Below are 12125 nucleotides of genomic sequence, written 5' to 3'. Positions count from 1 at the left end.
GCCCTGGGAGTGGCGTTGGCAGCGGTGTGCGGCTCTTCCTTCGCAGCGCAGCTGCCGGTGTCGGGTGGCGCAACCACCGGGGCCCAGCAGAGCGTTTCTGCGGTTTCCGTCAGCAAGATCGACTTCAAGCGTGGTGAGGATGGCTCCGGCCGCCTGATCCTGCAGTTCGACGGCCAGGGCGCCAGCCCCGACCTACGCAGCCAGGGCAACAACGTGGTGGTTGATGTCGGCAATGCGACCCTGCCGGCCGAGCTGCAGCGCCCGCTGAACGTGGTGGACTTCGCCACCCCTGTGCAGCGCATCGATGCCAAGCCGTCCGGTGCCGGTGGTGCCCAGCTGGTGCTGAGCAACAGCGGCCCGATCGAGTCGCTGGCCTACCAGACCGGCAACGAATACGTGGTCGAGATCAGCCCGCGCAAGGAGGCTCCGGCCACCGGCGCGGTGACCTCCAGGACTGTCGCGCAGGCCGCCGCCACGGTGGCGGCACGGGGTTACACCGGGCGTCCGGTGACCTTCAACTTCCAGGACGTGCCGGTGCGCACCGTGCTGCAGTTGATCGCCGAAGAGTCCAACCTCAACGTGGTTGCTTCGGACACGGTGCAGGGCAATGTGACCCTGCGTCTGGTCAACGTGCCATGGGACCAGGCATTGGACATCGTGCTGCGTGCCAAGGGCCTGGACAAGCGTCGCGATGGCGGTGTGATCTGGGTGGCGCCACAGCCTGAGCTGGCCAAGTTCGAGCAGGACAAGGAAGACGCGCGCATCGCGATCGAGAACCGCGTCGATCTGGTCACCGAGTACATCCAGATCAACTACCACAGCGCGGAAGCCATCTTCAAGGCGGTCACCGAAGCCAAGGGCATCGGTAACTCCAGTGGTGGCGGTGGCAGTGGCGGTAACGGGGGGAGTTCGGAACAGGAAAACGGCTTCCTCTCCGGCCGCGGCCGACTGGTGGCTGACGAGCGCACCAATACCTTGATGATCAGTGACATTCCGAAGAAGGTCGCGCAGATGCGCGAGCTGATCAGCGTGATTGATCGGCCGGTGGACCAGGTGCTGATCGAAGGTCGCATCGTGATCGCCTCGGATACCTTTGCACGCGATCTTGGCGCCAAGTTCGGCATCGGTGGCAAGCGCAGCTACAACAACGGCGACAACACCGCCACCATTGGCAGCGGTGCTGCCGGTGGCGGTACCAATGCCAGCCGTGGTCTCAATGTAAGCCTGCCGGCGGGTACCTTCACCAGCGCTACGGTTACCGGTGCGCCGAGCATCGCTTACACCCTGCTCGGTGCCAACTTCAACCTGGACCTGGAGCTGTCGGCCCTGCAGGAAGAAGGTCGAGGTGAGGTCATCTCCAATCCCCGCATCGTCACCGCCAACCAGCGTGAGGGCGTGATCAAGCAGGGTAAGGAAATCGGCTACGTGACCATTTCAGGTACCGGCGGTCAGGCAACGGCCAACGTGCAGTTCAAGGAAGTGCTGCTGGAGCTGAAGGTCACCCCGACCATCACCAAGGACAACCGCGTCTTCCTCAACATGGTTGTGAAGAAGGATGAGGTGGATGACTATCTGGAGGTTGAGAACTTCGGTGTGGTGCCGATCATCAACCGCCGAGAGGTCAACACCGCCGTGCTGGTGGAGGACGGCCAGACCGTCGTTGTTGGTGGTGTTTATGAGTTCACTGACCGCAGCAGCGTGAGCAAGGTGCCGTTCCTGGGCGACATCCCGTTCCTTGGCAACCTGTTCAAGAAGCGTGGCCGCAGCAAGGACAAGGCCGAGCTGCTGGTGTTTGTCACCCCGAAGATCCTGCGCGTGGCGCAGGCCGCCCAGTAAGGCGGAGCAGTCTTTCCAAAAGGGCCGCGTTCAGCGGCCCTTTTTCGTTGTGGGCAGGCGGTTGGAACCATTTCACGCTGGATCGGTCAAACTGCGCCTATGAACCTGCCTCCCCAGCTTCCCGTACAGAGTGATGCGGCCCCGCCTTTGAGCGGCCTGCATCAGGAATTCACCGCGCTGCGAGATGCCTTGTCGGCCGAGATCGTGGGTCAGTCGCTGTTGGTCGACCGGCTGCTGGTCGCCTTGCTGGCCGATGGTCATCTGTTGGTGGAAGGCGCGCCGGGCCTGGCCAAGACCACCGCGATCCGGGCCCTGGCTTCGCGCATCGATGCCAGTTTCGCGCGCATCCAGTTCACCCCCGACCTGTTGCCCGCCGACCTCACCGGCACCGATATCTGGCGTCCGCAGGAGGGACGCTTTGAATTCCAGGCCGGGCCGATCTTCCACCCCATCCTGCTCGCAGACGAGATCAACCGGGCCCCGGCCAAGGTGCAATCGGCGTTGCTCGAAGCCATGGGGGAGCGCCAGGTTACCGTCGGCCGCACCACCTATCCCTTGCCCGACGTGTTCCTGGTGATGGCCACCCAGAACCCGATCGAGCAGGAAGGCACCTTCCCGCTGCCCGAAGCGCAGTTGGATCGGTTCCTGATGCACGTGCGCATCGGCTACCCCGACGCCGGTGCGGAGACCGAGATCCTGCGGCTGGCACGCGAGCGCGCATTGCGTGCATTGCAACCGCGCGGCACGCTGGTCGAGAAGCTCTCGTTGCAGAAGATAGAGGCGGCGCGCCGCGAGGTGCTCGAGCTGCACATGGCGCCGCAACTGGAGCGCTACCTGGTGGCGCTGGTGCTGGCCTCGCGTGATGCCAGCGCCTACGACGCCGCCTTGGCCAAACGCATCGCCTGGGGCGCAAGCCCGCGCGGTTCCATCGCGCTGGAGCGCTGCGCCCGCGCCCGGGCGTGGTTGGCCGGGCGCGACTACGTTACCCCTGATGATGTGCGCTCGGTGGCTGCCGACGTGCTGCGCCACAGGGTCTTGCCCAGCTATGAAGCAGCGGCCGAGGGTTGGGATGGCGAGCGTCTGGTTGCCGCCTTGCTCGACTGCGTGCCGCTGCCCTGAGCGCATCATCGTGTACGCCTTGAGTGAAAGCAGGGTCCGTCCGCAGGTGCGGCGATGAAGCCCCCCGCGTCGGTGGGCGTGGCTGCCGGGCAGGGCGCAGCGGATGGCATTCGCCCGCAACTGTCCGAACTGATCGCATTGCGGCGGCACGCCGTGCGCGGCCCGGCCGCACGTCGCGGCAGTCATGCGCTGCGTGGCCAGGCCGCATCGATGCTGCGTGGGCGTGGCATGGAATACGCCGAGTCACGTGAGTACGTGGCTGGCGACGATGCCCGCCATATCGATTGGAAATTGACCGCGCGCAGCGGCTCCACCCATACCAAGACATTCCAGACCGAGCGCGAGCGGGTCACCTTGCTGGTTGCCGATACCGCTGCGGCGCTGTATTTCGGCACGCGCGTCCGCTTCAAGTCGGTGCAGGCGGCGCGTGCCGGCGCGGTTGCGGCCTGGTCGGCGCTGCGTGATGGCGACCGTGTGGCCGCGCTGCGCGGCAGCCGCCAGCAGGCGCTGGTGCCCCCCGCCGGCGGTACGCGCGGGGTATTGCGTGCGCTGGATGCGCTCAGCCGGTGGTATGCCGAGCGGCCCGCTGACGATGATGGCCTGCAGTACGCGTTGGAGCAGGCCGCACGGCTGCTGCATCCAGGCGCGCGGGCGGTGGTGCTGGCCGATCCTGCCAGCGCGCAAGGGGTGCCCGCCGCCACCTGGACCGCCTTGGCAATGCACGTGGAGGTACGTTTGATCCTGCTGGTGGACCCGCTGGAAATGGACCCGCCGCATTGCGTGTTGCCGCTGGCTACGCCGGAGGGACGCATGCAGCTGGACTTGGCTGCAGGGTCGGTACGCGAGGCCTGGCATGTGGCATTGGTCGGTCCCCTGGAAACCCTGCTGCGGCAGCTGCCGGGGCGTCGCATCCAGGTCAGCAGCCTGAGCAGCGATGCTGCCAGCGATGCCTGGCTTGGCAGTGCAGTGATGGGGCAGGGCGGATGAGCGCACAACTGCCACTGCGCGACGTGCATCTGCCCACGGCACCGGGTATCTGGCCGCCGGCGCCAGGCTGGTGGCTGGTGATGGCTGCGGTACTGCTGGTGCTGGGGGGCTGGTTGCTGTGGCGTTGGTTGCAGCGGCGGCGTCGCCAGCGTTGGCTGGCGCTGTTCGACACCCAGTTGCAGGCGGCGGCCGCCGGCCCGGCGCGCCTGGCGGCTGCATCGGAATTGCTGCGGCGGGCGGCGCGACGTGTGGATCGACAGGCGGTGTCGTTGCAGGGGCAAGCCTGGTTGCAGTTCCTGGATGGCGCCAAGGGACGAGAGTTCAGTGAGGGCGATGGTCGCCTGCTGCTCGATGGCGGCTTTCGTCCGCAGCTGGATGCAGCGGCGCTGGCGCGGGCATGTGATCTGGCCCGTGCGCGCTTTGTCACGCTGATGGCGGGAACGCGCTGATGCAGTCATTGCTTGCGCTGCTGCCGACGTGGGTGCCGGAGTTCGCCTGGCCCTGGTTGTGGTTGGCACTGCCACTGCCCTTGCTGATGTATGCCTGGCCACTGCGTGAGGACGCCAGCCCGGCCTTGCGCGTGCCTTATGAATCCACCCGCTTGCCGCTGCGCGGGACGCGGCGACGGGGCGGGGCGCTGCTGCGCTCGCTGCTGTTGTGGCTGGCGTGGTTCTGCCTGGTGGCTGCCGCTGCGCGCCCGCAGCAACTGGGCGAGCCGATCGAGCCACCCCGGCAGGCGCGTCAGATGATGCTGGCGGTGGACCTGTCCGGCAGCATGAGCGAGCCCGACATGCAACTGGGTGCGCGGGTAGTGGACCGGCTGACCGCGGCGAAAGCCGTGCTGGCCGACTTCCTGGATCGACGCGAGGGTGATCGCATCGGCCTGGTGGTGTTCGGTCAGCAGGCCTATGCCCTGACCCCGTTGACCGCCGACCGTGCCAGCGTGCGCGAGCAGCTGCGTGACAGCGTGGTCGGCCTGGCCGGGCGCGAGACGGCATTGGGTGATGCCATCGCATTGTCGGTGAAGCGCCTGCGTGAGCAGCCCGAAGGCCAGCGCGTACTGATTCTGCTGACGGATGGTGTCAACACCGCCGGTGTACTGGAGCCGCTGAAGGCGGCTGACCTGGCCAAGGCCGAAGGTGTGCGGGTTTACACGGTGGCGTTCGGCGCCAGCGGCGGAGGCTCGCTGTTCGGCGTGCAGTTGCCCGGCGGCGAGGATCAGGTGGACGAAAAGACGCTGGGGAAGATTGCCAGCGAAACCGGCGGGCGTTTCTTCCGCGCACGCGATACGGATGAACTGGTGGGCATCTATGCCGAACTGGATCGGCTGGAACCGGTGAAGGATGCAGGTCCGGCGGTACGCCCGCGCATAGAACGCTATGCCTGGCCACTGGGTGTTGCCCTGCTGCTTGGGCTCATTGCGTTGGCATGGCGGGGGTGGCGGCGATGAGCCTGTGGCATCAGCTGCACTTTGTGCGACCGGAGTGGTTGTGGGCGCTGCTGCTATTGCCGGCCGCGCTGCTGGGCAGCGTGTGGTTGCGGCGCAGGCGCCTGCGTTGGCACGCGGCCGTGGATGCGCATCTGCTGCCGCATCTGCTCAGCGGCAGCCCAAAGCGGCGCTGGCTGGGTCTGGTGGGGTTGCTGTTGGGCGTGGCGTTGGCTGTGTTGGCAATGGCCGGCCCAAGCTGGCGGCAGGTGCAGCAGCCGTTGTGGCAGTCCAAGGCACCGCTGGTGATCGTGCAGGACCTGTCTTCCAGCATCCGTGCCGCCGACCTGCCACCATCGCGCCTGTTGCAGGCGCGGGCCAAGCTGGCCAGCTTGCTGCGTGAACGCAAGGGCGGTGAAGTGGCCTTGATTGCGTTCGCCTGGGAGCCGTTCACGGTGGCGCCACTGACCGATGACGCTGCCAATGTGGCCTTGTTCCTGGATGCCCTGGGGCCGGAGGTGATGCCGGTGGATGGGCAGAGGGCTGACAAGGCGCTGGCCTGGGCAGGTGCACTGCTCAAGCAGTCCGGCGCGCGTCAGGGCGATGTGCTGTTGCTGACCGACCATGCAGATGCGGCGGCGGTCGCCGCCGCCACGCAACTGCGCGTGGCAGGCTACCGGGTATCGGTGTTGGGGCTGGGCAGCGTGCAGGGGGCGTCCTACCGCGATGTACGTGGTGGCATCGAGCAGGCGCACCTGGACGAAACCTCGTTGCGTGCACTGGCAACTGCCGGCGGGGGTGGCTACCAGCGCTTGGCCAGGGATTCGTCGGACCTGCAGGCGCTGGGGGTATTGGAGCCGCAGTTGCAGGCGCAGGACAGGGCGACATCCAATGCCGGCAAAAGCTGGCAGGACGAAGGATATTGGCTGGTGCTGCCTTTGCTGTTGCTGGGCATGTTGGCGTTCCGCCGGCCGCGCGGCGCGATGGCGGTGCTGGCACTGTGCCTGTTACTGCCGCTGGCGCAGCCGGCGCATGCCGCCGAGCCGGGCGGTTGGTGGCAACGCGCCGACCAGCGCCAGCACGAGCGTCTGCAGCAGGGCGTGGAAGCCTACCGGCAAGGCGATTTTGCCACCGCGCAGAAGCAGTTCCAGGGCATCGACAGCGCCGAGGGCCTGTACAACCTGGGTAATGCGCTGGCCCGCCAGGGCCGCTATGACGAGGCCATTGCTGCCTACGACCAGGCACTCCAGCGCACACCGGGCATGGCCGATGCGGTGGCCAACCGTGCCGCAGTGGATGCCGCGCGCAAGCGCAAACCACCGAAGGGCCAGCGCAACGGAGGCCAGCAGGGCAAGGACCAACAGGACACGCCGAAGTCGCCGCAGGAACCGGGCAAGCAGCAACAGCAGGGCCAGCAGAATCCGCAGGACGGCCAACCGCGTAATGCCCAACAAGGTCAGCAGGAGCAGGACGCGGGTCAGCAGGGTCAGCGAGGCCAACAAGACCAACAAGGCCAACAAGGCCAACAGCAATCCCCGGCCAATGCTGGCCAGCAGGGTGGGCAGGACACGCCGCAGGCCGAGAATGCCGGTGCGCAGCAACAGGCGGACCAGGCCCAGCGCGAGCGCATGGCCCAAGCCATGCGTCAGCAGGCGCAGCAGGACGGCGAGGCCGCCGCCCAGGCCAAGGCAGTGGCGGCGATGAGCCCGGAGCAGCGCGAGCAGCGGCAGGCCGTCGAGGCGTGGATGCAGCGTGTGCCGGACGAACCCGGCGCGCTGTTGAAAGCAAAATTCCAGCTCGAATATGAGCGCCGGATGCGGGAACAACGATGACAAGGTTTCAATGGCGCGCGCAGGCGCGATGCGGCGTACTGCTGTGCCTGTTGCTGGTGATGGGCCTGGCGCAGGCACAGACCCGTGCCTGGCTGGACCGTGACAGCATCATCCTGGGCGAAAGCGTCACCCTCAACATCGAAACCGAGCAGTCGGCGGCGCCGGACTACGCGCCCTTGCAGGCCGAGTTCTCGCTCAGCAACCAGACCAGCAGCCGCCAGCTGCAGATGCAGAATGGCGCCATCAGCAACCGCGCGGTCCATACGGTTGTGCTGTCGCCCCGACGCAATGGCGAATTGGCGGTACCGGCACTGCGTGTGGGCAGTGCCAGCACCGCGCCGTTACGGCTGGTGGTGGGGCAGGCACCGCTGGCCCCGGCCACTGGTGATGCAGTGGCCTTCATCGAAACCGAGGTGGATGACAGCAACCCCTATGTGCAGCAGAGCGTGGGCGTGGTGGTGCGGCTGTACTTCGCCACCCAGCTGGCGTCGGGCGAACTGGTGCTGGATACGCCGGCGGGGGCATCGCTGCAGCGGGTGGGCGATGACCGCACTTCCGTGCGGGAAGTCGGCGGGCGGCGTTACAACGTGGTCGAACGTCGTTTCCTGCTGATCCCGGAGCGCAGCGGGCCCTTGCAGGTGGTGGGCGCGCGTTTCAGCGGACAGGGAGCTGGCGGCTTCTTTGATGATTTCTTTGGCCGCGACGGTGGGCAGTTGAGTGCACGTGGCCCCGACCAGACGCTGCAGGTGCAGGCGGTCCCTGCCGATGCACCGCAGCCCTGGCTGCCGCTGAAGAACCTGCAGCTGCGCTATGTCGCGGCCCCTGCCGGTGGCCGCACCGGCGAAGCGATCACCGTGGAGGTGGAAGCGACCGCCACCGGTGCCACCAAGGCGCAGTTCCCTGAGCTGCCGGTGCCGTCGCTGGGCGATGCGGCACAGGTATTCGCCGAGCCGCCGCAGTATGACGAAACCTTTGCCGGCGGCAGCCCGCAGCTGAAGCTGACCCGGCGCTATTCCATCGTGCCCCAGCAGGCCGGCACCCTGAGCTTGCCGGGCATCCAGATGCCCTGGTGGGACGTGGCCACCGGGCAGGCACGGACGGCCGCCCTGCCTGCGCTGACACTGCAGGTGGCACAAGGGACGGCCGGGCTGGCGGCACCACCACTACCGCAGGGCCAAGTGGCCGCGGCCGCTGCCACGGCGCTGCCCAGTACGGTGACGATGGGGACAACTGCCGGCAGTGCAGCGTGGCTGTGGCCAGCGCTGGCGGCGGGTTTCGCCCTGCTGTGGCTGGTCACCCTGGTATGGGCGGTAAGTCGCCGTCGGCCGCCGGCAACACAGACGCTGCAGGCACAGGTGGGGGACCGCCCCAGCTCGCGTTACAGCGCTGCCGATCTGCGGCGGGCGCTGGACAGCGGTGGCCTGGACGAGGTGGCGCGGATCCTGATGGCGATGGCTGCGGCGCCTGATCTGGACGCGGTGATCCAGCGGCTGGAGCCGGCCGAGCAGCGTGAGGCGGTGCAACGCATGCAGCGTGCCCGCTGGGGCGGCGAGGGCGACGTCAGCCAGGCGCGGGCGCGGTTGCGCGAGGTGTTCAAGGCAGGCCCGCGTTTGCGTGGTGGCCCAGCGGTGGCGGAAAAACCGCTGCTGGCCCCTCTCTATCCGGAACAAAGCTGAAAAGGACGGCCACAAACCGTCTGCTAAGCTGAACCATTCTCGAGGGAAAACCAACGATGGCCCATGCAGCAAAGAGTCCCGCCAAGATGCCGTTCCACTGGAAAATCGGGATAGGGTTTGGCGTTGGCCTGCTGCTGGGCCTGATCGTGCACCTGCTCAGCCCCGGCGCGGACTGGGTGCACGTTGTTACCACTTACATCACCACGCCAGTATCGGGTCTCTTCCTCAACCTGATCTTCATGTTGATCGTGCCGCTGATCTTCTCGGCACTGGTCATGGGCGTCTCGGAGATGGGCGATATCCGCGCCTTGGGACGGATCGGCTGGAAGTCGCTGGCCTATACCGTGGTGCTGTCGGGTGTGGCGGTGCTGATCGGCCTGGTGCTGGTCAATGTGCTCAAGCCGGGCGCCGGCGTGGACCCCAACGTGGCCGCGCAGCTGCTGGCCGAGAATGCCGAGCGCAGCAAGGAAATCGTGGCCGGTATCGGTTCCGAGCCCAAGGGCATGGAGATGCTGCTGTCGATCGTGCCGAACAATGTTCTGGAGGCCGCCTCGGACAACGGCAAGATCCTGTCGCTGATGTTCTTTGCGCTGATGCTGGGCATCGGCATGGTGCTGTCGCCGGCCGAGAAGGTCGCCACCCTGCGCAAGGCCATCGAGGGACTGTTCGAGATCTCGATGACCCTGATCAATCTGGTCATCCGCCTGGCCCCGTATGCGGTGGCCTGCTTCATGTTCAACCTCGCGGCCATCTTCGGTTTCAGCCTGCTGGTCAAGCTCGGCGCGTATGTGGGCGTGGTGGTGCTGGCACTGGGCGTGCACATGTTTGTCAGTTATGGCATCGCGGTGAAGCTGGCCGGGCGTTCGCCACTGCAGTTCTTCCGTGAGACGCAGGAAGCGACGCTGATGGCGTTCTCCACCGCCTCCTCGAACGCGACCTTGCCGACCGCGATGCGGGTGGCCGATGAAATGGGCTTCCCGCACAAGGTCTCGCGCTTCGTGTTGACCGTGGGCGCCACCGCCAACCAGAACGGCACTGCGCTGTTTGAAGGCGTGACGGTGATCTTCCTGGCGCAGTTCTTCGGTGTGGACCTGAGTATCGGCCAGCAGTTCATGGTGATGGTGGTGTGCATCCTTGGCGGCATTGGCACGGCCGGCGTCCCGTCCGGCTCACTGCCGGTGGTGGCGCTGATCTGCGGCATGGTCGGGGTCAACCCGGTGGGTATCGGCCTGATCCTGGGCGTGAACCACTTCCTGGATATGTGCCGCACCGCACTGAACGTCACGGGGGACCTGGCCCTGACCACCCTGGTGGCCCGCGGCGAGAGTGAGGACGAGGTGGGGCGCCACCATCCGCAGGCCTGATAATTCCCCGGTGCTGCGTCTGAGACGGCCATCCTGAACAGGGTGGCCGTTTTTCTTTGGGGGGGAGAGCGATGTGGCTCGCCGCGCCCCCTCCCAACCCTCACGCCTTAACGCGGCCCTTGCGCCGGTGCAAAGGTCGATCGTGCTGGCCCCTTTGGGAGAGTGGTTGTGCTCATCAGCCATTGGGCTTGCAGGAAAGTGAGCCCCTCTCCCCTTGCGGGAGAGGGGTTGGGGAGAGGGGGAGAGGGGTTGGGGAGAGGGGAAGAGGAGTTGAGGAGAGGGGAAGAGGAGTTGAGAAGAGGGGAAGAGGAGTTGAGAAGAGGGGAAGAGGAGTTGAGAAGAGGGGAAAAGGGCGGGCACAGCGCAGAATCCGCTGCAATGTGAAACGGGCCTGCCCGCGGTAGGTCTTTACGCACTGCCCCGGGCATGGGCTTGTGGGACAATAGGCCGCCCGCAGTTCCGCGGGAGCCTCCTGATTCTGACGACCCATGACGCAGCCCACCCGCCGCCAGTTGGCGAACGCCATCCGTTTCCTTGCCGCTGATGCGGTAGAAGCCGCCAAGTCCGGTCATCCCGGCATGCCGATGGGCATGGCCGATATTGCCGAAGTGCTCTGGAACGACTATCTCCGTCACAACCCGAACAACCCGAAGTGGTTCAACCGTGACCGTTTCGTGCTGTCCAACGGTCACGGCTCGATGCTGCACTACGCGCTGCTGCACCTGAGCGGCTACGACCTGCCGATCGAAGAACTGAAGGCTTTCCGCCAGCTGGGTAGCCGCACCGCCGGCCACCCGGAGCGTCATGAAACCCCGGGCGTGGAAACCACCACCGGCCCGCTGGGTCAGGGCCTGGCCAATGCCGTGGGCTTCGCGCTGGCGGAAAAGCTGCTGTCGCAGCGCTACAACCGCCCGGAATTCGAAGTCGTCGACCACCGCACCTGGGTGTTCATGGGCGACGGCTGCCTGATGGAAGGCATCTCGCACGAAGCTGCCTCGCTGGCTGGCACCTGGGGCCTGAACAAGCTGGTCTGCTTCTGGGACGACAACAACATCTCCATCGACGGTGAAGTGGAAGGCTGGTTCACCGACGACACCCCGGCACGCTTCGAGTCCTACGGCTGGAACGTGGTGCGCGGCGTTGACGGCCACGATCCGGAAAGCATCAAGGCTGGCATCGAACAGGCGCTGTCGCAGTTCGACAAGCCGACCCTGATCTGCTGCAAGACCACCATTGGTTTTGGCTCGCCGAACAAGGCCGGCCAGGAATCCAGCCACGGCGCACCGCTGGGCAAGGACGAGCTGGAAGCCACCCGCAAGGCGCTGAACTGGGCCTACGGCCCGTTCGAGATCCCGGAAGAGATCTATGCCGGCTGGCGCGCTGGCGGCACCGGCACCCTGCGTCAGGCCGAGTGGGAGCAGCTGTTCGACAAGTACGCCGCACAGTTCCCGGCCGATGCCGAAGAGCTGACCCGCCGTTCGCACGGCGAGCTGCCGGCCGACTTCATTGCCCAGGCCGATGCCTACATCGCCCAGGTGCAGGCCGAAGCGCCGAACATCGCCTCGCGCAAGGCCTCGCAGAACGCCATCCAGGCCTTCGCACCGCTGTTGCCGGAAATCATCGGTGGCTCGGCCGACCTGGCCGGCTCCAACCTGACCCTGTGGAAGGGTGCGCAGACCGTGGTCGGCGAAGACCCGCATGCCAATTACGTGCACTACGGCGTGCGTGAGTTCGGCATGAGCGCGATTGCCAATGGCCTGGCCCTGCACGGTGGTTTCCTGCCGTTCGACGCCACCTTCCTGGTGTTCAGTGACTACGCCCGCAACGCGCTGCGCATGAGCGCGCTGATCCCGGCGCACGTCATCCACGTGTTCACCCACGACTC

At 66.4% G+C, this 12125-nt stretch carries 9 protein-coding genes; all 9 read left to right on the top strand.

Features of this window, described 5'->3' with window-relative positions; genetic code table 11:
* Positions 1-1836: type IV pilus secretin PilQ (locus B2527_RS07980; protein ID WP_293707707.1), on the top strand; the 1836-nt coding region annotated here is incomplete at its 5' end.
* A 99-nt stretch (positions 1837-1935) separates the two neighbouring features.
* Entirely contained in the window at positions 1936-2955 is a 1020-nt protein-coding gene (locus tag B2527_RS07975) for an AAA family ATPase (protein ID WP_293707704.1), read from the top strand.
* A gap of 54 nt (positions 2956-3009) precedes the next feature.
* Positions 3010-3942, top strand: coding sequence for a DUF58 domain-containing protein (locus tag B2527_RS07970; RefSeq protein ID WP_293707702.1), 933 nt, complete (start codon positions 3010-3012; stop codon positions 3940-3942).
* Positions 3939-4391 (top strand): DUF4381 domain-containing protein, encoded by a 453-nt coding sequence (locus B2527_RS07965; RefSeq protein ID WP_293707700.1) that lies wholly within the window; start codon positions 3939-3941, stop codon positions 4389-4391. Before B2527_RS07970 ends, B2527_RS07965 begins: the two co-directional genes overlap by 4 nt.
* Positions 4391-5392 carry a vWA domain-containing protein gene (locus tag B2527_RS07960; RefSeq protein WP_293707699.1) on the top strand — a complete coding sequence of 334 codons (1002 nt, stop codon included), beginning with the start codon at positions 4391-4393 and terminating at the stop codon, positions 5390-5392. The genes B2527_RS07965 and B2527_RS07960 overlap by 1 nt, the downstream gene beginning before the upstream one ends.
* A complete protein-coding gene (locus B2527_RS07955; RefSeq protein ID WP_293707698.1) occupies positions 5371-7200 on the top strand; it encodes a vWA domain-containing protein in 1830 nt (609 codons plus the stop codon). The genes B2527_RS07960 and B2527_RS07955 overlap by 22 nt, the downstream gene beginning before the upstream one ends.
* The gene (locus B2527_RS07950; protein ID WP_293707696.1) at positions 7197-8876 is read left to right on the top strand and encodes a BatD family protein; all 1680 of its coding nucleotides are present in this window, start codon (positions 7197-7199) and stop codon (positions 8874-8876) included. The genes B2527_RS07955 and B2527_RS07950 overlap by 4 nt, the downstream gene beginning before the upstream one ends.
* A gap of 56 nt (positions 8877-8932) precedes the next feature.
* A complete protein-coding gene (locus B2527_RS07945) occupies positions 8933-10240 on the top strand; it encodes a dicarboxylate/amino acid:cation symporter (protein ID WP_293707694.1) in 1308 nt (435 codons plus the stop codon).
* Positions 10241-10728: 488 nt separating this feature from the next.
* A partial coding sequence (locus B2527_RS07940; RefSeq protein ID WP_293707692.1) for a transketolase family protein occupies positions 10729-12125 on the top strand: 1397 nt, incomplete at its 3' end.

Origin of the sequence: Stenotrophomonas sp. UBA7606 (assembly GCF_002477705.1) — a bacterium.
In the GTDB taxonomy this organism is placed as follows: Bacteria; Pseudomonadota; Gammaproteobacteria; order Xanthomonadales; family Xanthomonadaceae; genus Stenotrophomonas.
Note: the sequence above shows the minus strand (reverse complement) of the source record. Positions and strands in the feature narration are given on the sequence as shown.